The organism is Leclercia sp. 119287 (assembly GCF_009734485.1).
GTDB classification, from domain to species: Bacteria; Pseudomonadota; Gammaproteobacteria; order Enterobacterales; family Enterobacteriaceae; genus Enterobacter; species Enterobacter adecarboxylatus_C.
Window position 1 is genome coordinate 654,223 of the sequence record NZ_CP046445.1, and the last position, 22,054, is coordinate 676,276.

24 protein-coding genes and 1 tRNA gene are annotated in these 22,054 nt (G+C 57.1%); 7 read left to right on the forward strand and 18 right to left on the reverse strand.

All coding sequences use genetic code 11. The annotated features are described in order from the left end of the window. Window positions 1-7 precede the first annotated feature (7 nt). The 3 genes from hpaX to hpaH are packed head-to-tail and all read right to left on the reverse strand — an operon-like array spanning window position 8 to window position 2,986. Window positions 8-1,354 (reverse strand): 4-hydroxyphenylacetate permease, encoded by a 1,347-nt coding sequence (gene hpaX / locus GNG27_RS03145; protein WP_142488123.1) that lies wholly within the window; start codon window positions 1,352-1,354, stop codon window positions 8-10. A gap of 21 nt (window positions 1,355-1,375) precedes the next feature. After that, entirely contained in the window at window positions 1,376-2,173 is a 798-nt protein-coding gene (gene hpaI / locus GNG27_RS03150) for a 4-hydroxy-2-oxoheptanedioate aldolase (RefSeq protein ID WP_142488124.1), read from the reverse strand. Between the two features lie 9 nt (window positions 2,174-2,182). Continuing rightward, window positions 2,183-2,986, reverse strand: coding sequence for a 2-oxo-hept-4-ene-1,7-dioate hydratase (gene hpaH, locus GNG27_RS03155; RefSeq protein WP_156262856.1), 804 nt, complete (start codon window positions 2,984-2,986; stop codon window positions 2,183-2,185). Here hpaH and GNG27_RS03160 point away from each other — a divergent pair. Continuing rightward, a complete protein-coding gene (locus GNG27_RS03160; protein ID WP_156262857.1) occupies window positions 2,951-3,190 on the forward strand; it encodes a hypothetical protein in 240 nt (79 codons plus the stop codon). The genes hpaH and GNG27_RS03160 overlap by 36 nt on opposite strands. 45 nt (window positions 3,191-3,235) lie before the next feature. On the opposite strand, the gene GNG27_RS03165 is transcribed toward GNG27_RS03160, so the two are convergent. The 4 genes from GNG27_RS03165 to hpaG are packed head-to-tail and all read right to left on the reverse strand — an operon-like array spanning window position 3,236 to window position 7,231. Next, the gene (locus GNG27_RS03165; protein WP_156262858.1) at window positions 3,236-3,616 is read right to left on the reverse strand and encodes a 5-carboxymethyl-2-hydroxymuconate Delta-isomerase; all 381 of its coding nucleotides are present in this window, start codon (window positions 3,614-3,616) and stop codon (window positions 3,236-3,238) included. 9 nt (window positions 3,617-3,625) lie between these two features. After that, complete coding sequence (hpaD, locus tag GNG27_RS03170) at window positions 3,626-4,477, reverse strand: 3,4-dihydroxyphenylacetate 2,3-dioxygenase (protein ID WP_142488127.1); 852 nt, start codon at window positions 4,475-4,477, stop codon at window positions 3,626-3,628. Window position 4,478: 1 nt separating this feature from the next. Beyond that, window positions 4,479-5,945, reverse strand: a complete 1,467-nt coding sequence (hpaE, locus tag GNG27_RS03175) for a 5-carboxymethyl-2-hydroxymuconate semialdehyde dehydrogenase (RefSeq protein ID WP_156262859.1) — start codon at window positions 5,943-5,945, stop codon at window positions 4,479-4,481. Beyond that, window positions 5,945-7,231: a 4-hydroxyphenylacetate degradation bifunctional isomerase/decarboxylase gene (gene hpaG, locus GNG27_RS03180; RefSeq protein WP_156262860.1), complete on the reverse strand. Its 1,287-nt coding sequence runs from the start codon at window positions 7,229-7,231 to the stop codon at window positions 5,945-5,947. Before hpaG ends, hpaE begins: the two co-directional genes overlap by 1 nt. Window positions 7,232-7,503: 272 nt before the next feature. On the opposite strand from hpaG, the gene hpaR reads away from it, so the two are divergent. Together hpaR and tsr are read left to right on the forward strand one after the other, a co-directional pair. After that, the gene (gene hpaR, locus GNG27_RS03185) at window positions 7,504-7,944 is read left to right on the forward strand and encodes a homoprotocatechuate degradation operon regulator HpaR (protein WP_142488130.1); all 441 of its coding nucleotides are present in this window, start codon (window positions 7,504-7,506) and stop codon (window positions 7,942-7,944) included. An 85-nt stretch (window positions 7,945-8,029) separates the two neighbouring features. Further along, window positions 8,030-9,694, forward strand: coding sequence for a methyl-accepting chemotaxis protein (gene tsr / locus GNG27_RS03190; protein ID WP_142488131.1), 1,665 nt, complete (start codon window positions 8,030-8,032; stop codon window positions 9,692-9,694). Window positions 9,695-9,810: 116 nt separating this feature from the next. Here the strand turns inward: tsr and opgB are convergent, their stop codons facing one another. The 8 genes from opgB to GNG27_RS03230 form a co-directional block, all read right to left on the reverse strand. Further along, window positions 9,811-12,102, reverse strand: a complete 2,292-nt coding sequence (opgB, locus tag GNG27_RS03195) for a phosphatidylglycerol--membrane-oligosaccharide glycerophosphotransferase (RefSeq protein WP_156262861.1) — start codon at window positions 12,100-12,102, stop codon at window positions 9,811-9,813. 211 nt (window positions 12,103-12,313) lie between these two features. Then, window positions 12,314-12,820, reverse strand: coding sequence for a DUF2501 domain-containing protein (locus tag GNG27_RS03200; RefSeq protein WP_156262862.1), 507 nt, complete (start codon window positions 12,818-12,820; stop codon window positions 12,314-12,316). An 84-nt stretch (window positions 12,821-12,904) separates the two neighbouring features. Beyond that, window positions 12,905-13,642 (reverse strand): DNA replication protein DnaC, encoded by a 738-nt coding sequence (gene dnaC, locus GNG27_RS03205; RefSeq protein ID WP_156262863.1) that lies wholly within the window; start codon window positions 13,640-13,642, stop codon window positions 12,905-12,907. A gap of 1 nt (window position 13,643) precedes the next feature. Next, window positions 13,644-14,183 carry a primosomal protein DnaT gene (dnaT, locus tag GNG27_RS03210; protein WP_156262864.1) on the reverse strand — a complete coding sequence of 180 codons (540 nt, stop codon included), beginning with the start codon at window positions 14,181-14,183 and terminating at the stop codon, window positions 13,644-13,646. A 105-nt stretch (window positions 14,184-14,288) separates the two neighbouring features. Continuing rightward, window positions 14,289-14,717: an organic hydroperoxide resistance protein gene (locus GNG27_RS03215; RefSeq protein WP_142488135.1), complete on the reverse strand. Its 429-nt coding sequence runs from the start codon at window positions 14,715-14,717 to the stop codon at window positions 14,289-14,291. Between the two features lie 32 nt (window positions 14,718-14,749). After that, on the reverse strand, window positions 14,750-15,391 hold the full coding sequence (locus GNG27_RS03220) for a TetR family transcriptional regulator (RefSeq protein ID WP_142488136.1): 642 nt from the start codon (window positions 15,389-15,391) through the stop codon (window positions 14,750-14,752). A gap of 66 nt (window positions 15,392-15,457) precedes the next feature. Then, window positions 15,458-15,931, reverse strand: a complete 474-nt coding sequence (locus GNG27_RS03225) for a threonine/serine exporter (protein WP_156262865.1) — start codon at window positions 15,929-15,931, stop codon at window positions 15,458-15,460. Then, entirely contained in the window at window positions 15,922-16,698 is a 777-nt protein-coding gene (locus GNG27_RS03230; RefSeq protein WP_142488138.1) for a threonine/serine exporter ThrE family protein, read from the reverse strand. The genes GNG27_RS03225 and GNG27_RS03230 overlap by 10 nt, the downstream gene beginning before the upstream one ends. A 436-nt stretch (window positions 16,699-17,134) precedes the next feature. Between GNG27_RS03230 and GNG27_RS03235 the strand changes: the two genes are divergently transcribed. After that, the gene (locus GNG27_RS03235) at window positions 17,135-17,866 is read left to right on the forward strand and encodes a response regulator transcription factor (protein ID WP_156265031.1); all 732 of its coding nucleotides are present in this window, start codon (window positions 17,135-17,137) and stop codon (window positions 17,864-17,866) included. Beyond that, a complete protein-coding gene (gene bglJ, locus GNG27_RS03240) occupies window positions 17,866-18,501 on the forward strand; it encodes a DNA-binding transcriptional activator BglJ (protein ID WP_142490054.1) in 636 nt (211 codons plus the stop codon). Before GNG27_RS03235 ends, bglJ begins: the two co-directional genes overlap by 1 nt. A gap of 44 nt (window positions 18,502-18,545) precedes the next feature. Here the strand turns inward: bglJ and GNG27_RS03245 are convergent, their stop codons facing one another. Next, window positions 18,546-19,004: a YbaK/EbsC family protein gene (locus GNG27_RS03245; protein WP_142488139.1), complete on the reverse strand. Its 459-nt coding sequence runs from the start codon at window positions 19,002-19,004 to the stop codon at window positions 18,546-18,548. A 328-nt stretch (window positions 19,005-19,332) separates the two neighbouring features. On the opposite strand from GNG27_RS03245, the gene GNG27_RS03250 reads away from it, so the two are divergent. Then, window positions 19,333-20,676 carry a PTS sugar transporter subunit IIC gene (locus tag GNG27_RS03250; protein ID WP_142488140.1) on the forward strand — a complete coding sequence of 448 codons (1,344 nt, stop codon included), beginning with the start codon at window positions 19,333-19,335 and terminating at the stop codon, window positions 20,674-20,676. 60 nt (window positions 20,677-20,736) lie between these two features. Here GNG27_RS03250 and fhuF read toward each other — a convergent pair whose 3' ends face one another. Further along, a complete protein-coding gene (gene fhuF, locus GNG27_RS03255) occupies window positions 20,737-21,525 on the reverse strand; it encodes a siderophore-iron reductase FhuF (RefSeq protein WP_142488141.1) in 789 nt (262 codons plus the stop codon). A 156-nt stretch (window positions 21,526-21,681) separates the two neighbouring features. On the opposite strand from fhuF, the gene GNG27_RS03260 reads away from it, so the two are divergent. Next, entirely contained in the window at window positions 21,682-21,912 is a 231-nt protein-coding gene (locus GNG27_RS03260) for a DUF1435 domain-containing protein (RefSeq protein ID WP_156262866.1), read from the forward strand. Between the two features lie 39 nt (window positions 21,913-21,951). Here GNG27_RS03260 and GNG27_RS03265 read toward each other — a convergent pair. Continuing rightward, window positions 21,952-22,037 (reverse strand) — tRNA-Leu (locus GNG27_RS03265). Window positions 22,038-22,054 lie beyond the last annotated feature (17 nt).

The following is a 22,054-nucleotide window of genomic DNA, read 5'->3' on the forward strand; positions in this document are numbered from 1 at the left end:
TCGCTCCTTAATGGATCTTCTGCGCCGCCATCCCCGGCGCGCTTTCACGGCTCTCCTGGCGGGTCATCGGGATCCGCGTCAGTACCAGCGCTCCCACCACCAGCAGCCCGGCCACGAACCACAGCCCGGAGCTGAAGCTGCCGGTGGCATCACGCAGAATGCCGATCAGCAGCGGGCTGACGGCGGAACCAACGTTGCCGATGGCGTTGATCACCGCCAGCGCCACCGCCCGGGACTGGAGGCTAATAACCTGATCCGGGGTAGTCCAGAAGATCGCCATGGCGGTAAACGACCCGGTTGAGGCCATGATGATGCCAAGCAGCTGGATCAGGCTGTGATCGGTCGCCGACGCCAGCAGCCATCCCGCCGCGGCAAACAGATACGGCAGGATGGTGTGCTTTTTTCGCTCTTTCAGCCTGTCCGAGCGGCGGCTCCACCACAGCATGCCAAGGATGGTACAAAACTGCGGGATCGCCGCCAGCAGGCCAATCACGATATTGCTGCTGCCGGTGTTAAAGCTCTGCAGGATCTGCGGCGTCCAGATGTTGATGGCGCTCAGGGTGTTGGTCAGACAGAAATAGGCCAGAGTGTAGAGCAGCACCGCCGGAGTCAGCACTTCACGTAGCGTCGAACGCGGCGTAGCGGCATGCGCCACGGCGTTCTCCTGCTCGCGGGCGATCATCGTTTTCAGGGTCTGTTTCTCTTCGTCGTCCAGCCAGGTGGCTTGATCCGGCGTGTCGTTCAGGAAGAACCAGGTTACCACGCCGAGCACCACCGACGGCAGCCCCTCCAGCAGGAACAACCACTGCCAGCCCTTCAGGTTCCACAGCCCGTCCAGCGCCAGAATATAGCCCGAGAGGATCGAGCCGAGCATCATGGTCACCGGCATGGCGATCATAAACAGCGCGTTGGCGCGGGCGCGATGATAGGCGGGGAACCACCAGGTCAGATAGACCAGGATCCCCGGCAGGAAGCCGGCTTCGGCAATGCCCACCAGCATACGCAGAACGTAGAGCGTCTGCGGGCTGGTGGCGAACATGGTGCAGGTCGAGGCGATGCCCCACACCACCATGATCCCGGCGATCCAGCGGCGCGCGCCGATCTTCGCCAGCATGATGTTGCTGGGGATCCCGCACAATACATAGGTGACGTAAAACAGCGTGGCGGCCAGGCCAAACATAGTTGAAGTCAGGCCCAGATCTTTCCCCATCGTCAGCCCGGCAAAGCCGATGTTGATGCGATCGAGGAACGAGAAGACGAACAGAATAAAGAGAAACACGATCAAACGACGGAACAGCTTATTAATGACGCGATGTTCAACGGCTTTATTATCTTGCAGGGTAGGGGTCGTCATGGTGCGCTCCAGATCTTACGTTTAGTAGACGGATTTATTGTTATTAACTGACGTAACCGGTTTATCGATAAAGCGTGCCGCCAGCGCCTCGGCGCCGCGGGCGAGCAGGGTGGTATCCACGCCGACGGCAACAAACAGCGCCCCGAGTTCGAGGTAGCGACGGGCCAGCTGTTCGTTCGCCATCAGGATGCCGGGGGCTTTACCCGCGGCACGGATCTGCGCGATCGCCTGCTCAATGGCGGCCTGCACCTCCGGGTGCTGGGGGTTACCGGCAAAGCCCATGTCGGCGCTGAGATCCGCCGGGCCGATAAAGACGCCGTCCACCCCGTCCACGTCCAGGATTTGCGGCAGGTTCTTCAGCGCCTCGCGGGTTTCGATTTGCACCAGCACGCACATGGCCTCATTGGCCTGATGCAGGTAATCGGGAATGCGGTTCCAGCGTGACGCTCGCGCCAGCGCGCTGCCGACGCCGCGAATGCCCGCAGGTGGATAACGTGTCGAGCGCACCGCCAGACGCGCTTCGTCGGCATTCTGTACCATCGGCACCAGCAGGGTTTGCGCGCCCACGTCCAGCAGCTGTTTGATCTGCACCGGATCGTTCCACGACGGGCGCACCACCGGCTGGCTGGGGTAGGGGGCCACGGCCTGCAACTGGGTCAGGACGGTTTGCACGTTGTTGGGGGCGTGCTCGCCGTCGATCAGCAGCCAGTCGAAGCCTGCTCCGGCCAGCAGCTCGGCGCTGTAGCTGCTGGTCAGCCCCAGCCATAAGCCGATTTGCGGTGTTCCGGCTTTCAGGGCGTCTTTAAAGGCGTTATTCATGCTCTTTCCTTATACAAAGCGGCAACTGATGGAGCCCATGTTGCCGTAATCGACATGGAAGGTGTCGCCCTTGCTGGCGGTGACCGGGCGGGTGAAGGAGCCGCCGAGGATGATCTGTCCCGGCTCCAGCTGCACGTCATACGGCGCCAGCTTGTTCGCCAGCCAGGCCACGCCGTTGGCCGGGTGGTTGAGTACCCCCGCGGCGACGCCGGTCTCTTCGATCACCCCGTTGCGGTAGAGCAGGGCGGAGATCCAGCGCAGATCCAGCTCGTCCGGGCGGATCGGGCGGCCACCGAGGATCACCCCGGCGTTGGCGGCGTTGTCGGAGATGGTGTCGAACACTTTGCGCGGGCGCTGGGTTTCAGGATCGATGTTGTGGCAGCGGGCGTCGATCAGCTCCAGCGCCGGGATGACGTAATCCGTGGCGTTATAGACGTCGAACATCGTGCAGTTCGGGCCGCGCAGCGGTTTCGCCAGCACGAAGGCCAGCTCCACTTCGATGCGCGGTACGATAAAGCGGTCGGTGGGGATATCGCTGCCGTCGTGGAAAAACATGTCGTCGAGCAGGGCGCCGTAGTCCGGCTCGCTGATCTGCGAGCTGGCCTGCATCGCTTTTGAAGTCAGGCCGATCTTGTGGCCCTTCAGGGTGCGGCCTTCGGCGATTTTCAGGCTCACCCATTCGCGCTGCACGGCGTAGGCGTCTTCAATAGTGATCGCCGGGTAATCCAGCGAGATCGCGCGGATCTGCTCCCGGGTCTGTTCCGCCTGATGCAGGCGATGGGCAATCAGGGTATGGATCTGTTTATCGAGCATGGCGGTTTCCTGTGGCATTGCCGGGTGGCGCTGGGCTTACCCGGCCTACGGTTCGGTGCTGCTGTTGCCGGGTGGCGCTGCGCTTACCCGGCCTACGGTTCGGTGCTGCTGTGCCGGGTGGCGCTTCGCTTACCCGGCCTGCGGTTCGGTGCTGCTGTGCCGGGTGGCGCTTCGCTTACCCGGCCTACGGTTCGGGGTCGTTGACGTTGTAGGCCCGGTAAGCGAAGCGCCACCGGGCGTGAGGGCGCGCTACTTAAATAAGGCGTGCACATTGTTCTGTTTGAAGTTCAGCGTCGGGTGCAGCTCTTCGATTTCAAACGACAGCGCTAGGTAACGGGCGTCCATCAGCCCGGCGAAATGGTCTTTAATCAGCGCGAACAGCATCTCACCCACCTGCTGACGGCTCTCCAGGCTACGGCCCGCGCCAATCTTCAGCGTCATGTGCACAAAGGCGTAATCCTGTTTGCCGTCGGCCATCTGCCAGGTGTCCACCCAGTGCGCGCGGCTGCGGATCCCACCGAGGGGGAAGATCCCGGTGGCTGCCAGCGCCTCGTTGACGCGGGCAAACAGGCCCGGCAGGTCAGCCTGCTCACGGATGTTCTCGGTACATTCGACAATAAAGTGCGGCATGGGGCGTCCTTAAGCGGGCAGAGGGAAGACGGCGTTAACCTGGCCGGTGCCGGAGCTGGGGAACAGCTCGGTGAGAAACTCCACCTTACCGTCGTAGTTGTCCCAGCCGAGCATGCCGAGCAGCATCACCGTGTCGTGCATATTGCCTTCGCCGTAGCAGTAGTCGGCATACTCCGGCAGCATGCTGCAAAACTCCCTGAACTGGCCTTCGCGCCACAGCTTCACCACCCGCTCGTCCATCTGGCGATCGAACTCGCGGGTGTAGCTGTTCATCCCTTCCTCTGCGCGCTGGTCGTCGATAAAGCGGTGCGACAGCGAGCCGCTGGCCAGCACCGCCACGGTGCCGTCATATTTTTCAATCGCGCTGACGATGGCCTCGCCCAGCCTGCGGCTGTCGGCAAAGTCATGCACGGTGCAGAACGCCGAGATGGAGACCACTTTGAAGTGCTTATCCGCATTCATGTAGCGCATCGGCACAAGGGTGCCGTACTCCAGCTTCAGGCTCGGGATGTTGTGCGCTTTGGCGCGCACGCCCATCGCTACCGCTTCGTCGGCGATCAGCTGGCCCAGCTCGGGGTTGCCGTCGTAGTCGTAGGTCATGTCGCGGATAAAGTGCGGCAGCTCGTTGCTGGTGTAGATGCCTTTAAAATGGTCCGCACAGTTGATGTGGTAGGCACTGTTTACCAGCCAGTGGGTGTCGAAGACGATGATGGTATCGACCCCCAGCTCGCGGCAGCGTCTGCTGATCTCTTTATGTCCGTCGATGGCCCCCTGACGGCAGCCAAAGTTTTTACCGGGTATCTCAGAGAGATACATCGACGGCACGTGAGTAATTTTTGCGGCCAACGCTAACTTGCCCATCTCATACCCCCCATTTTGGGATCGGATGATCGCCCATGGAGATACAGACGTTTTTCATCTCCGCGAACACCTCAAAGCTGTATTCCCCGCCTTCACGTCCGGTGCCGGAGGCCTTCACGCCGCCAAACGGCTGGCGCAGATCGCGCACGTTCTGGGTGTTCACAAACACCATGCCCGCTTCGATGTTGCGGGCCAGGCGCAGCACCTTGCTGACGTCCTGGGTCCATATGTATGAGGCCAGGCCGTACTCCACGTCGTTCGCCAGCCGCAGCCCTTCGGCTTCATCTTTAAATGGCAGCAGGCAGGCCACCGGGCCGAAGATCTCCTCCTGGGCCACGCGCATGCGGTTGTCGACATCCGCCAGCACGGTCGGACGCAGGAAGTTGCCGCCCTTCAGGTGCGCAGGCAGATCCGCCGGTTTGTCCGGGCCGCCCGCCAGCAGGGTGGCACCCTCTTCAATGCCGAGGCGGATGTAGCCGGAGACCTTCTCCCAGTGCTGCTGGCTAATGAGTGCGCCAATCTGGGTGTTCGGATCGGTCGGGTCGCCTACGCGCAGGCGGTTGGCGCGCTCGGCAAAGCGTTTGACGAATTCCGGGTAGATGCTCTGCTGGATGAAAATGCGCGAGCCGGCGGTGCAGCGTTCGCCATTGATCGAGAAGATGGTGAACAGGGCGGCGTCCAGCGCGCGCTCGATGTCGGCATCTTCAAAAATCAGCACCGGGGATTTGCCGCCCAGCTCCATGGAGTATTTCTTCAGCCCGGCATTTTTCATGATGTTGCGCCCGGTGGCGGTGCCGCCGGTGAAGGAGACGGCGCGCACGTCGTGATGGCGCACCAGCGCGTCGCCTGCCGTCGCACCGTAGCCCTGCACCACGTTGAGCACGCCCGCCGGAATGCCCGCCTCCAGCGCCAGCTCGCCCAGACGGTCGGCGGTCAGCGGAGAGAGTTCAGACATCTTCAGCACCGCGGTGTTTCCGAGTGCCAGGCAGGGCGCGACCTTCCAGGTGGCGGTCATAAACGGCACGTTCCACGGCGACACCAGCGCGCAGACGCCCACCGGCTGCACCAGGGTGTAGTTGAGCATCTTGTCGTCGACCGGGTAGGTTTTGCCGTTCATCTGCTGGCACACCTCGGCGAAGAACTCGAAGTTGTGCGAGGCGCGCGGAATGAGCACGTTTTTGGTCTGGTGGATCGGCAGGCCGGTGTCGGCGGTTTCCATGGCGGCGATCTCGGGCACGTTCTGGTCGATCAGGTCGCCCAGACGGCGCATCAGGCGCGCGCGCTCCTTCATCGGCAGGTTGGCCCACTTCGGGAACGCCGCTTTCGCCGCCTCTACCGCCTGGTTAATCTCGGCTTCACCCCCCGAAGCCACCTCTGCCAGCACCTCGCCGGTAGCCGGGTTGGTGGTGTGGAAAGTCTCGCTACCCGCCACGTTTTTGCCGTTGATCCAGTGGTTTATCTTTTTCATTACTTTGCCTCCTCGCTGACAATCCGGTTGACCAGACGGCCAACGCCTTCCACTTCCACTACCACTTCATCGCCCGGGCGCACGTCGGCCAGCCCTTTTGGCGTGCCGGTAGCGATCATGTCGCCCGGCTGCAGGGTCATAAACTCACTCAAATACGCGATCAGGAACGGGATGCTGAAGATCAGATCGGCGGTGCTGCCCTGCTGGCGCAGCTCGCCGTTGATCCAGGTGCGCAGGGTAAGGTTGTGCGGATCGGCAATCGCCGATTTATCGACGATCTGCGGGCCGATGGGCGTCAGGCCGTCGCGGCTTTTCACCCGCAGGTTCGGACGGTAGTAGTTTTCCAGGTAATCGCGGATCGCGTAGTCGTTGCAGACCGTGTACCCCGCCACGTACTCCATGGCGTCGGCTTCGGTGACGTTACGCGCGGTTTTGCCGATCACCACCACCAGCTCGGCTTCATAGTGCATGTACTCGACGTTGTCCGGGCGCACGGAAGTCTGGTTGTGCTCGTTAAAGGTGTTCGGCGCTTTGATAAATACCAGCGGCTCGGTGGGCGGTTTAAAGTCCAGCTCGCTGGCGTGATCGGCGTAGTTCAGCCCCAGGGCAAACAGCGTGCCGCTGGTGGAGAGCGGCCAGGCGAAGGTGCGTTCTTTTGCCAGCTCGCGGGCGTTGACCACGCTGTTTTCCAGCGTCGGCAGCCCTTCAGCCAGCACGCGCACGCGGTCGCCCGGGTGCAGGGCCACGCGGGACTGCGGGGTGCCCAGCAGAATGGCGTCGCCCGGATTGAGGGTGGCGAAGGCGCTCAGCTCGCTCAACAGGGTGGCGGCGTTGCGCTGCAGATCGGCAGTGCTCCAGCGATCCACTTCCCGGCCGTTGATCTCGGTGACGAGCGTCAGGTTATCGACGTTATTAATCGACGCGCTTTCACCCACGGGGCAGAACCCGTCCCGGCATTTGGCTTTGATCGCCGGGCGGTAGAAGCTCTCCTCCGGCAGGCTTACCTCGTTCGCCAGCGCGTACCCCGCAATGTAGTCGGCGGCCTCTTCCGGGCTGATTTTGCTCGCGGTCTTGCCGACAATCAGCGCCACCGTCGCGCCGCTCAGCACCTGTTCGCCTTCGGGATGCGGGATGGCATCGCCGGAGCGGATCAGGGTATTGCGCGGTTTGATAAACCAGACGGCGGTTTTCGGCGGCGTGTTGTAAGGGGGCTGGTTAAATGCGTCGCGCCAGGCGTCGAGCTGGCTGCGGTGATTGAGTGCCACCGCGAAAACAGTACCTTTCATTCCTTTCTCCTCTGGCCCGGTTAGCGGGTTTTGAGTTCATTAATATGTTAATGATTAGGTTTTAGCCCCTTGCTGTGCATTTGGCAAACAGAAGTAAATAATTTGTGATATCAATAACAATAAATTTACATGTGTTTTAATTTTCTGTTATAAATCAGTGGAATAATATTTTTATGTGATATCTGTTAGACTTTTCGTCCGCGCCGCGGGTGCCGGAAAGCCGCGTGAGGTATTGATTGTTTCGTTATTAATGATGTTGAGGTGGGAGCGCCATGCACGATTCGTTAACTATCGCACTACTCCAGGCGCGGGAAACCGCGATGACCTTTTTTCGCCCGATTATCAAGCAGCACAACCTGACGGAGCAGCAGTGGCGGATCGTACGCGTGCTGGCGGAACACCCGTCGATGGATTTTCACGATCTGGCTTTTCGCACCTGCATTCTGCGTCCGAGCCTGACCGGCATCCTCACGCGCATGGAGCGCGACGGGCTGGTGCTGCGCTTAAAGCCGCTCAACGACCAGCGCAAGCTGTACGTCTCCCTGACGCAGACCGGGCAGAAGCTGTATGAAACCGCGCAGGCGCAGGTGGAAGAGGTTTACCGGCAACTCGAGGCGCAATATTCGCCAGAGAAGATGCAACAGCTGACCGCGCTGCTGCGGGAGTTTATTGCACTGGGCGATCGGCATAATGCCAGACAGGAAGATGAGTAGGGCCGTTCACTCATCAGCACGATTTCCGTAAAGTTTTCGCTTCCCAGGCCGAAAATTCTGTACCTGTCTGGTGGAATGAGAAATCATGTTAAATCGTATCAAGATTGTTACCAGCTTATTGCTGGTTTTGGTTATTTTTGGCCTTTTACAACTCACATCCGGTGGTCTTTTCTTTAATGCCTTAAAGCATGACAAAGAAAACTTCACCGTCCTGCAAACCATTCGTCAGCAACAATCCACGCTTAACAGCAGCTGGGTCGCGTTGCTGCAAACCCGTAACACCCTGAACCGCGCGGGTATCCGCTACATGATGGATCAGAACAACATCGGTAGCGGTGCGACCGTAAACGATCTGATGCAGATTGCTTCTGCTTCCCTGAAGCAGGCGGAAAAAAGCTGGGCGGAATACGAAGCCCTGCCGCGTGACCCGCGTCAGAGCGAAGGCGCCGCGCTGGAAATCAAACGTAACTACGACATCTATCACGGTGCGCTGGCCGAGCTGATCCAGCTCCTGGGCGCAGGCAAGATTAACGAGTTCTTCGATCAGCCGACCCAGAGCTACCAGGACGGTTTTGAGAAGCAGTACGTTAACTATCTGCAGCAGAACGACCATCTGTACCAGACTGCCGTCGATGACAGCAACAGCTCCTACAGCCAGGCCATCTGGATCCTGCTCAGCGTGCTGATCCTGGTGCTGGTGGTGATCGTTGCCGTCTGGGGTGGCATCCGTCACGCCCTGATCGTGCCGCTGAACCGCCTGACCGACAGCATTCGCCATATCGCCAGCGGCGACCTGGTGAAGCGCATCGAGGTGGAAGGCTCTAACGAGATGGGGCAGCTGGCCGATACGCTGCGTCATATGCAGGCTGAACTGATGCGTACCGTGGGCGACGTGCGTAATGGCGCCAATGCCATTTACAGCGGTGCGAGCGAAATCTCCATGGGCAACAACGATCTCTCCTCCCGTACTGAGCAGCAGGCCGCTTCCCTGGAAGAGACCGCTGCCAGCATGGAAGAGCTGACCGCTACCGTGAAGCAGAACGCCGAGAACGCCCGTCAGGCAAGCCATCTGGCGCTGAGCGCGTCCGAAACCGCGCAGAAAGGCGGTAAAGTGGTGGATAACGTGGTGCAGACCATGCGTGACATCGCCGGCAGTTCGCAGAAGATTGCCGACATCATCAGCGTGATCGACGGTATTGCTTTCCAGACCAACATCCTGGCGCTGAACGCTGCGGTTGAAGCGGCGCGTGCCGGTGAGCAGGGTCGTGGTTTTGCGGTGGTGGCCGGTGAAGTGCGTAACCTGGCGCAGCGCAGCGCCCAGGCAGCCCGCGAGATCAAGAGTCTGATTGAAGACTCCGTGGGTCGCGTTGAGCTGGGTTCTACCCTGGTTGAGAGCGCCGGTGAAACCATGGGCGAGATCGTCAGCGCGGTGACCCGCGTGACCGACATCATGGGCGAAATCGCCTCTGCTTCTGACGAGCAGAGCCGCGGTATCGACCAGGTGGGTCTGGCGGTCGCCGAGATGGATCGTGTGACGCAGCAGAACGCCTCGCTGGTGCAGGAATCTGCGGCAGCGGCGGCGGCACTGGAAGAGCAGGCGAGCCGCCTGACTCAGGCGGTCGCGGTGTTCCGTATTCAGCAGGAGCAGCAGAAAGCCCGCGCGCACGCGGCGGTAAAAACCGTCGCAACGCCGTTAACGACGCGTAAAGCGGCCGTTTCCGACAGCGGTGATAACTGGGAAACCTTCTGATGTAAAAAAGCGCCCTGTTCAGGCAGGGCGCGTTTAGTTGCCGGGTGGCGGCTTCGCCTTACCCGGCCTACAAGACCGTAGGCCCGCGCAAGCGCAGCGCCGCCGGGCAATGCTCGTTACCCTTCGGCGTTCACCACTTTGATCTCCACCATGCCGATCCCCAGCTGGCGCGGAGAGTGACCCAGGATATTTCCCTCGTTGGTGGACTCCGGTGCCGGAGGCACAATCACCAGCGTATTGCTGCGCGACGGGTTGTCGAAATGCAGCGTGGTAGTGGTGACGTCATTACCGAGGGTCAGGGTTTGCTCTTTATCGCCTATCCGCACCGGAATAGGTTTATTGGCGTTTGGCCCCCAGGCTTTGGCGGTGATCACCAGGTCGAATTTCGTCGGCAGCGGCTGGTTGTATTCGATTTTCACCTCATTCCCCAGCTGGGCGTTAGACCAGCGTCCCCAGGATTCCGGGCGGGAAATGCCGCTGAACTGCTTCACCTCTTCCGGCGCACCGGCGACGTTAAAGATGAAGCTATCAGCTTTGTAGCGAATATCGTTATCGGACACTCTCAGCGTATCAACGTTATGCTGATACCGGTCAGTATTGATGACGGTATCTTTAAAGGCCGTTTTGCCCTTCCAATGCGCTTTATCGACACGCTGCACGGTTTGCTCGCCACCCAGCTGGCCCTGAGAAACACACCAGTCGGTGGAGAGTGCCAGCGGCGGCGACCACAGTTGACCCATCTTGTAGCAGCGATCGACCCAGACGAAGTTATCCCGCGGGGCGAAGTCGGCCAGCTGATAGCGCAGCGGGGCGGAGTATTCGCTTTCCGGCAGCGGTTCAACGCGCTTATCGGAGACGCGCAGCAACAGCGGCAGACGGAAGTGGCTCCCTGAGAACGCCATCATGCTTTTCTGACTGTCGATGGTGAAATCTTTCAGCTCTCTCGGGAAATTCCACAGGCGGATAACGTCCGGTTTCCACGCCAGCATTTTGTCCTTCATGTTGAGGAATACCTCTGACAGCGACTGCCCGGAGAGGCTGCTGCGGCCGAGGCCGATAAAGTTATCCCCGCCGAGAATATCCAGCACCGTTGCGCCGTTATCCATAGTGTTGCGCTTAACGGCCATGACCTCCTGCTGAGGTTTGTCGCCACGCAGGATAAAGAACAGGTTGCTGCGATCCTGCTTGTTGAGCGCATCCCAGGCGGTGTTCTTCATCGCCAGATGATCGGAAGAGACCACAATGACCGTATTTTTAAAGTACGGCGAGGCTTTGATTTTTTCGATCAGCGCCGCGATATGCTCCTGGCTACAGCCCACCGCGCTGAACGACTGATTCGGTTTACCGTCAATCGCGTAGCTCTTGCGCTGGCAGGTGCGGGAGATAAAGCCATCCGGGTGGTGGGTATCTACCGTCAGGGCAAACAGCGAGAAGCGTTTGCCGGACTGCGACAGCTCCTCGAATTTTTTCCAGGTTTCATCCAGCACCGTGTCGTCGTAGAAGCCCCAGTCGTTGCGGTATGCCGGGTCCGCGACGGTGGTTTTTAACTCCTCTGCGCCGTACAGGTGGTCAAAGCCGTGGGACTGCAGGAAGACGTCTTTCCCGGCGAAGCGCAGGTTGGCACCCTGCATGAAATAGTTCTCGTATCCGGAATTTTTCAGGATATCGCCAAGGCAGATATTCTTCGGGAAGAAGCTGGAGACCGAGGCCGAGGCGTTGCCTTCAAAGGGCGCGAACAGCGGGATGCCGCACTGAGACGCGACCATCCCGGCGATGGTGTAATCGGTGCCCGGTAGCTGTGCGGTGTGGCTGAAATCGATCCCTTCGTTCTTAATGGCACCCAGTTCCGGGGCGAGGTCCGGGAAGGCATTATTATCGAAATAGGTGCGCTCAAGACTTTCGCCATAGATATAGACGAGGTTGAGTTTCGGGTTGGGGATCGTTTTGCCCGGCTCTTTGTAATACGCCGCAAAGTCGGGATCGCCGTCGCGCGACTGCGATTTCACCAGCTCGGTGATCTGATGGAACGCCGGGCTGGCATCCACCGAGGCGAGCGCCAGCACCAGCGCCAGCAGGCTGTAGCCGAGGTGATGCGGATGATGACGGCGGCGGCGCAGGATCCAGCCCAGCAGGGCAAACACGCCCACCAGCGCAACCACCACGCCAACACCCGGAAGTATGTACTTACTAACCCCAGCGCCGGTCAGACTGTTGGTCAGGGTATAGAGGACGGCATCGTTAATACCATCCCCGGTAAAATAGTCGCTGGCGTAGAGAGTAATGTTTAAAACGACAAAAAGCCCCAGCACCAGAAGGGTGACGGCAAACCACCAGGTATTACGGCCCGCCTTGCGGGAATAAATCACCACCGAGGCGATAAACAGGGCAACAGAAATAAACTCTGACAACAACTTATCCTCAATAAGGGCAGTCGCTGGTTAGCGGACTAACTGTATAATTTTTGGGTTATACAATGTAATGGCGATGCCATTTAGCTGCAATTGTAGTGTCACGGAATTGTGCTGTTGTTAGGATTTGGTTTAGAAAACGCAATGTTTGACGGGCGTCGCTTTATGCAGAAGGTATAAAGGCCGCGACTCTCGTCGCGGCGCAGGGGGATCAGGAGATAAAGCTGAGTCCCTGTTTCAGGACAAAATCACAGGCCTGGGCTTTGACCTTTTTCGCCAGCGGCGTGTTGCCGATGGTTTCCAGATTAAGCTGCTCGCCGTTATTCGCATTCAGCAGACCCTGGATCCCTTCCAGATAGTTGGTGTCCTGCTGCTGCTCTTGCGGGGTTTCCAGCCCCAGTTTCCCTAATACCTGATTTTTAATATTGGTGGCATCGGTCATCGAGGCCAGCTTCTCTTTGGCGCAGTATTCAAGGATCCCGGCCGCGTTATTCATGTTGCTGGCGCTGAGCGACTCGGTGCCGCTGTTGAGCAGTCCGGTCAGCGAGGAGAGGGAGAGGCCGCCGTTCTGGGATGTGGTGGTACTGGTGCTGTTGTTGCCCGCGCTAAGCTGGCTGGCGGCGCTGTTGAGCGTATCCTGCCAGGAGGAGGCCGCCTGTGCCGCGCCGGTGACCAGCAGGGCGCTTAAGGCTGCGCTGAGAAGAAAATGTGTTTTCATAAAGGCTACTCTGTCGATGGCCCGCCGGGGCGGAATGGCTGGCAGTATAAACCCCCGCGGCACCCGACTTCCCGGGAAAATATCCTAATACTCTTTACCGGTAACGCGGTCGCGGTAGCTTTCCCAGTTAAAGTTTACCCATAAGCTGTTGCCGAGACGCATTCGATCCATGACGCGTTCGCCCAGGAGACGGGTCATCTCGTCCATTTTATGGTTAGTCAGCATGCCGGTCGGGCGTTTGGAGGAGGAGCGACGATCGACGATCTGGTTAATAATCACCTTCTCGTAGCGCGATTCCGTCTGGACACCAATTTCATCAATGACCAACAGGTCAACGTTACTCAGATCGTTAAGCAGCTGTTCTTCGCTGGTGTCACGGTTGGCGAAAGTATCTTTCATGGCGGACATAATATCCGCCACGGTAATGATAAGTACCGATTTACCACGCAGCAGCAGCTCGTTGCAGATGGCGGCGGCAAGATGGTTTTTACCAGTTCCAGGTTTGCCTGAGAAGATGAAACTGGCGATGCTTTCGTCAAATGCCTCCACATACTGGCGGGCTTTCTGCAGGGCTGTCATTTGCCCTTCGTTCTCAACCCTGTAGTTATCAAACGAGCAGTTCTGATGCAGGGGACGGATGCCGGATCGGTTAAAGGTGCGCTGCATTTTCATGGCGCGGTTTTCACGGGTCAACGCTTCAGAACGTAGTTTTCCCTGCTCCTTTTGCCAAGCCAGTAACTCTTCGCCCGTCGTAAAAGTGGGTTTGATATTGGCTGGCATCATTTTTTGCAGCCGTTTCATTAAATCACCGACGTTTTTCATATCACCCTCTGAATCCCGGTGGGATCTGATTATCCGGTTCGGAAATGGCGTTAATATCGCGTTTTTGTGGCCCGCCGCTACTGGCCCGGTTGATCTGCACGCTACGCGCAAGCTTTTGCTGCCACTGGATATGATGGAAGACCTTCCCTTCCGCCTGCCAGTAAGCGGTGAAGGCGGCCAGCTCTTCCGGGGCAACAGGCTGGGTGAGGGCAATGCCCCACAGCGCCGCCTGGCGTTGAAAATCGGGGTCGGGCTGCCAGCCGTTATACATGGCGAATTTGCCCATCGGCACCGCAACCGGCGCGCTGGTGGGTTCGTCGAAGAATTGCGTATCCAGAGTGACATCGCTGGTCGGGCGCGACAGGCGCGCTTCCAGCTCCAGCAGCTGGGCCAGACGCTGGGGCGTGATCGCATAAAAAGCCGGTGTGTTATCGGCAAAAACGGCGACAGTACCGCCTTCAGCATTGGCCAGCACGCCGCGGGGATCGTGCATAAAGGCATCAATGCCAGTGACGCTGGTGGTCAGGATTCTGGAGGACATAATACTTCTCTACTGGATTACTGCGGACGTGATATGGGCTTATGGTAGCACAGAGAGGAGGGGGCAGGCAGGGGTCTGACACCCGCTCTCTGCCCCCCTGAAAAATCAGGAGATAATGTTCAGCGTCACATCAATATTGTTGCGGGTGGCGTTGGAGTACGGGCAGACAATATGCGCCGCATCGACCAGCTTTTTCGCCTCGGCGGCGTCCATCCCCGGCAGGTGGATATTCAGTTTCGCTTCAATACCAAACCCGGTTGGCAGCGGACCGATCCCCACCTCCCCTTCGATAAAGGCATCCTGCGGCAGGGTGATTTTGTCGCGGTTAGCCACAAATTTCATCGCGCCGAGGAAACAGGCTGAATAGCCTGCGGCAAAGAGCTGTTCCGGGTTGGTCACTTCACCGCCCGCGCCGCCCATCTCTTTGGGGACACCCAGTTTGACATCCAGAACGCCATCGGACGATGTCGCGCGGCCATCACGGCCCCCGGTGGCTTTGGCTTTGGCGGTATAGACAACTTTATCTAAAGACATGGCAGGTTCCTTATTTCAGGGTTGTGTGCAAGCTATGGACAGGTATAACGCAAGGCAACCTGAACCGCCATCTTTCGGTAGTGCTGACGCTGGGCCAGCTCATCGGCCCCGTCCTCAAACAGCAGGGTGAAGGTGTAGCTGTTGGCCACATAGTGAAAGCTGAAGCTGCTGATCAGGCGGTGCAAATCGCGGGCGTTCACCGTCTGGTTAAACAGCTGCTTCGCTTTGCCACGCTCAAGGATCGTTTCCAGCAGATCCAGCGCGCTGCGATTCACCTGGCGCAGTAGCGCCGACTGCTGCATAAACCGCCCGCGCTGCATGTTCTCCATGCAGATAATACGGATGTAGTCCGGGTGGTCAGCATGATAATCAAAGGTGGTTTCGACCAGATGTACCAGGGCTTCAACCGGCGGCAGCGCATCCAGACTGAGCTGCTTTTCACTGGCGCGGATCTGGGTGTAAACATACTCCAGCACCAGCAAATAGAGGTTTTCTTTGGTTTTAAAGTGATACACCACCATGCGTTTGGTGGTGCCTGCCTTCTCGGCAATCTGCTCCATGCGCGCGCCGTTCAGTCCGTACTCGGCAAACAGCGAGAGGGCGCTGAGAAAAATTTTATCTTTCAGGCGGGATCCGTCGCTGTTTTCTGCGTGTTCGCTGTCAGGGGTAGACACATCCGTTCCTTACTTAGCCACATGAGGACAGAGGATTATCGCCATGCCAGCGGGATAACACAACTCTCAGACCCGGGGGCGCTTGCGGTAGAGCCAGAGCCCGGGGATCGACAGCCCGATGGAGAGCGCGCCGACAATCGACGAGGCTTTCAGGAAGTTGGTTAACAGCATGATCATCTGCGCTTCGCTGTAGCCAAAATGGCTGATTTTTACCGCCGAAATCATCGCGGTATAGGCCGAAATGCCCGGAAACATCGGAATGACCGCGGCGACGGTAAAGACCTTGGGGTGGGCCAGATACCAGCGCGACCACTGGATCCCGATGCTGCCGACCAGCATTGAGGCCATAAAGGTCGACCATTCGATATTCAGCCCGGCGGTCATCATCGCCATGCGCGAGCCATGCCCTATCGCCCCCAACAGTGCACACCACGGCAGCGCGCGGCGGGGGACGTTAAACACCATGGCAAACCCCACTGCCGGGATGGCCGACAGCATCATGTCCTGGGCCAGCGCCCACAGAAAATCGATCACGCCCATCCGCGGAGCCCCCATAAGGTCATGGCCATCACCACCCCGATACAGGTGGCGAGCGTCAGTAAACTGGCAATCGCCCAGCGCGCCAGGCCAGTATTGATGTGCCCTTTAAACATATCGGCCACGGCATTAATCAGCGGAAATCCCGGCACCAGCAGCAGCACGCTGGCGGCCATGGCGATGGTCGGCGTGCTGGTGAAGGCGGGTATCCGCAGCAACAAACCGGAAACCGTTGTCGCGACAAAGGCGGTAATGCAGAAATTAATTTGCGGGTGCAAATGCCGGTGCGTCAGTAGCTGGCGTACATACATGGCGAGGAAGCTGGCGATAAAGGTAATAAAGGCGCCGTCCCAGCCGCCATTATTGAGTTTGCAGAAGCAGGCGCAGGAGAGACCGACCATCAGCACGACCAGCCAGCGCGGATAGCGTAGCGGCTTGATTTGGCTGAAGCGTTTTTCGATCCCCTGCGCATCCAGCAGCTTATGTTCCGCCATAATGACGATGTGCTGCACTTCGGTCACCACGTGCATGTTGATCCCGCGATCGTGGTTTTTGCGCGTTGAGGTCAGACACTGGCCCGCTTTAATGGTGGTCAGCACGATGGCATTGGATGAGATTGAACTCTCCACGCTGTCCATGCCCAGCGCCAGCCCCAGACGGGTGGAGAGCTCCTCGACCAGGGCGCTTTCTGCGCCGTGCTGCAATAAAAAAAGGCCGCACTGAATACACAGTCGCGTGGCGGCGCGTTGTGATGATTGATCTGCCTGCATCTGTTGCCCTGAGGAGAGAGTGACGATTGGATGATCCTGATGTCTACTTTTAGCACACAACCCGGTGTCGCTTGCTCTGGGTCAGATCAAGGTTTAAGCAGATTCGTGCTCGCTGTATTAGTGAAAAACAGCCTCAATAATTATTAATCTCTATGCTTTTTATATTAATATATTTATTTATTTTATATTTAGAATATCTAATTTGCTGTTTTTGAAAATATCACGGGGTAGGGGTTAACATTTAATGCTAATTTTGCAATATTAATGCCGTTTTTGGCGGTGTATAAATTTGTGATGCTGGTTCTTATCGCACTCTCATTTCGCTCAGTTAATGAAAAAGGAAAACATTACATTTTTACGTCGCCCTGTTAAACAAACAGGTATTTCAATTGGATGAATGACGTGGAATGGCCGTATGAATGGATTCGGAGCGAAAATGCCGTCAATAAGTTGTAAGAGCCTAATAATAATCAGTAAATCACCCATAATGCAAACCGGTCTCGGCAGCATTATGTCACGCTATTTTCCGGATTATGAGCGCGCATTTTGCCGGTCTCAGGAAGAGCTGACGCTTCTTCAGTTACGCCGCGCCATCGTGGTCATCGTGGATATCTCAGGCGACCAGCGTAATCCGCGTAGCCACTGCGATCAATATTACACATTACAGAACCAGTATCGGGATATTCACTGGATTTATCTGGTTCCGCGCGCCATTTATCCCCTCGCCGTCGAACTCTTAATGCGCCCGGAAAGTTCCTTACTTTCCGATATAGAGCCCATTGAAAGTTTAGTGAAAGCCATTCGATCCGGGAGCGAGCACGCGGAGCGTATTAGCCAGACATTATTAAAACCCGAGCCGGAAGAGTTTAATGACAATCAGGATGATGTCATGTTGACCTTTTCGGAACGAAAAGTACTGCGCCTGCTTGGCAAAGGATGGGGGATTAATCAGATCGCTGCATTACTGAAAAAAAGTAATAAAACAGTGAGTGCGCAAAAAAATAGCGCGATGAGACGACTCTCCTTAACCAGTAATGCCGAAATGTATGCGTGGATTAATAGCACCAAGGGAATGAAAGAGCTGAGTTTATTCTCAGCCTATGGAGAGCAAGACGAATGGAAAAGAGCGCTACAAAAAGACATATCGCTATCGTCGAAAAGTGCATGATGAGTGCTATGGGGTTGAAGCATCTTTTTGCCAACCCATCACTTAATGGCTACGAAATACATCTGTTTAGTAACATCGCCAGTTTTCAGTCCACACTTAATTTTGTCCCGTATTCATCGCTGATTTATTCACTCTCTGATGAGCGAGAAGAGCGGCGCAACTGTCTGGTGTGTCTCAAGGAAGTGGCTGCCACCCACGGTATGATTCAGCGAATTGTACTGGCCTCAGACGCGCGAGAAGCGAGCCTGATGAATCAGCTTTCCCCTTCACGTCTGCACGGAATCGTTCTCAAATCCGATCCGCTGGCCGCTCTACAGGAGCAGCTGGGTAAATTGTTGAATGAGACCCGACGGGTGAATGACAGCATAAGCAATCACTGGAACATTCATCGCGGACGGTTATTAAGCCCGACCGAACGCGCCATTTTGCAATTTATGTCGTGTGGCTTTTCCATCCAGGAAATTGCCACCCGACTGGAACGCAACATCAAAACTATTCGTGCGCATAAATTTAATGCCATGATGAAACTTGGCGTGCACTCCGACGTGGGGTTACTGGATGCGGCCGATATTCTGACGCATTTCCCGGTACCGGATCACCGGACACCACGCTTCCTCTCTGCACTTCAGTCCTGATCCAGGATCTCCCGCCCGCGCCAGACCTGGATCTGGCTCGGATTTTACTGACAGACGTCCACCCAGGTTGCTTTAGTGAGCTCGGCCATTCTCTGTGGGGAGATGCGCACCGCGCTGTGAATGGCACCTGCGGCGGGCAGGACTTCGGCATACTCCCTGAGCGAAACATCGCAGTAGATCGCCAGCGGATTTTCCAGCCCGAAAGGGCATACGCCGCCAACGGGATGTCCGGTAATCGTCACCACTTCATCGCTGCTCAGCATGCGGGCTTTCGCCCCAAACGTCTGCTTCAGCTTTTTGTTATCCAGGCGCGCGTCACCTTTGGCAACAACCAGAATCACCTCATCTTTAATTTTCAGCGACAGCGTTTTCGCTATCTGACCCGGCGCGACATTATGCGCCTCGGCAGCCAGCGCAACGGTAGCGGTACTTTGACCCAGCTCGATGACTTCAACGTCAGGGGCATGGTCAGCAAAAAACTGGCGCACAGACTGCAAACTCATTGTTTCCTCCAGAAAAATACTCTGCGTAATCTGTCATAAGAAATTATGCTCTGTAAATATTCCCTAAGTAACAAAACTCCAACATCAGCGATTTCTGGATCCTCTTCACATTCACGGAAACCGGTTACAGTAACCGGTTGCAGACCGTGAAGCAGAGATTAATACTGATTACGTCATTTCCCCTGTATCCAATAATAAGAGTCGATTATGAAACCTATCCGTTTGAGCAGTACCGCTGGTATACGAACCAGCAAGGTGGTGAAAGTGGTATATGGAACACCGTGCGGCGTAATCGCGCCCGAAACGATCGTCTGACAGGAGAGCCGTTATGTCTGCCAACCATGCTGCGTTTAACCTGATATTCCGCTTTGTTGAAAACTATGTCAGCCCCATTGCCGGACGCATCTCTTCCCAGCGTCACGTGATGGCGATCCGCGACGGTTTTATCTCCGCCATGCCGTTTATGATCGTCGGCTCGTTCTTATTAGTTTTTGCCTACCCGCCATTTTCACCGGACACCACCTGGGGCTTTGCCCGCGCCTGGCTGGATATGGCGAAACAGTTTGAAGGCCAGATCCTGACCCCCTTCGATATGACGATGGGGGTGATGTCACTCTATATATGTGCTGCTATCGCCTACAACCTCGGCAAACACTACGTTAAGTCGCACCAGCTCGATCCCTTCATGTGCGCCATGCTGTCGCTGATGGCCTTCCTGCTGATTGCTGCGCCAAAAACCAAAGGTGCATTGCCGGTAGACAGCCTCGGTGGGACGGGGATCTTCACCGCCATTCTGGTGGCGATCTACTGTGTGGAGATGATGCGTTTTCTGAAGGCGCACAATATCGGTATCCGCCTGCCCGATCAGGTGCCGCCGATGATCAAAAACTCCTTCGATCTGCTGATTCCGGTGCTGGTAGTGGTGTTAACCCTTTATCCGCTAAGCCTCTTTATCCAGTCTGAGTTTGGCATGCTGATCCCGCAGGCGATTATGGCCATCTTTAAGCCGCTGGTCTCCGCAGCGGACTCCCTGCCGGCGATCCTGCTGGCGGTGCTGATTGGTCATCTGCTGTGGTTTGCAGGCATTCACGGGGCGGCGATTGTCTCCGGGATGCTGCAGATGTTCTGGCTGACTAACCTCGGGATGAACCAGACCGCGCTGGCGCAGAGCGCGCCGCTGCCGCACATCTTTATGGAGGCGTTCTGGACCTTCTTCATTGTGATTGGCGGCTCCGGAGCAACAATGGGGCTGGTGTTCTGCTACCTGCGCAGCCGCTCGGCGCACCTGCGTTCGATTGGCCGTCTGAGCGTGGTGCCGAGTATTTTCAACATTAACGAGCCGGTGATTTTTGGTACGCCGATCGTGATGAATCCGGTGTTCTTCATTCCGTTCCTGCTGGCTCCGATGGTGAATGCGGTGCTGGCGTGGGCCGCGATGAAGCTGGATCTGATTGGCCGCGTGATCTCCGTGGTGCCGTGGACGGCGCCTGCACCGGTGGGTGCGGCATGGGCGTTGGGCTGGGATTTCCGCGCGGCGGTACTGGTGGTACTGTTAGCCCTGGTCTCCGCCATCATCTACTACCCGTTCTTTAAAGTGTACGAGAAGCAGCTGCTGGCGCAGGAGGCTGAAGAGGCCCAGCGTGCCGAAGAGGAAAGTCAGCAGGTGGCGTAATAAAAGCGAAACGGCAACCCAGGTTGCCGTTTTAGTGTGTGCCCTCAAGCCCGCACGGAACTATTTAAGCGTGCAGTCGCCGCATTGCTGAACATCCGGCAGGCGATAGCGCTGACAGCATGTGCGGCGCACCAGCAGCCCGTCGCGCGGAACCACAGTGCGGTAAAGCGGGTTATCACGTCCATCCGACAGCTGACGAGCGAAGAAAATGGCCTGGCGCAGCGCGTCGACCTTCTCATCACCCAGCAGGGTTTTCATTTCGTTCAGATACCAGTGAATTAAATACCCGGTATTGCTCCAGATAAGTTTGCCGTTGATCTCACCCGTCTCTTCCAGCGCCTCAACCACCGGGATCAGTGCCCGGGTAATCAGCACTTCTATTCTTTGCTGCGCAGAAAGCGAGGTTGTGTGGCTGTCTTCCTGGACGTCGATCCAGAAGCAGGCGGCGCGCCCGGTTTCGTGAAACTCAACGTGGAAATGTTCAGGGGAGAGATCCAGCGCCACATCCTGGGTAAGCAGGGCCAGCATCATCGGCGGCACCATCAGCCCGATATACCATTGCGCCCACAGCGACAGCAGCGGCTTATTCTCGCGCGCCAGCGTCGGTTGATTGCGGTAGATATGATCGGAGTAAGTCGCCAGCAACGACTGCAGTTCAGCAGGGCGTTGCCACTGCGCCAGCGTCAGGGCGTGATGCGGAGGGGGCTCATCCAGCTTGATGACATCCAGCATATGCGCACGCGTCTCGGCAATGGCGTCACGCACCGCATCCGCAAGCCCTGAAGGCCCGGTCGGAAGGCGGGTTTGCCAGATAACATTCTCAATGACGTGTGCAGAGCGTATGGCCATAATTGGGCTGGATAAAAATCTAAATGATAATGATTGCCAATCCTAACTATAGATAAAACCGTGCGCAAGATTTTTTACACAATTACGTCCCGCACTGACAAATGAGAAATTATATCATATGATATTGGTTATCATTATCGAAGTGAGAGATGGATCATGTTGAGCAGAGCGTTAGGGAGTGGATGGGGAGTGATACTGCCGGGGGCGATGATTGCCGGGCTGGCCTTTACCGATCTGTCGCTGGCGGTCTGGAAACTGATTATCGTGTCGGGATTGCTGATGTCATCCGCCATGATCTGGCATAAACAACTGCGGCACTTTGTGCTGCTGCCATCATGTGTAGCGCTTATTGCGGGAATGTGGGTTCTGGCGATGAATCTGAACTGAAGGGATAACAAGAGAGAACGTCAGGAGAGATAAGATAATTGGTGCGAGGGGGGGGACTCGAACCCCCACATCCTAAGGACACTAACACCTGAAGCTAGCGCGTCTACCAATTCCGCCACCTTCGCACAGTCATCTTATTTTG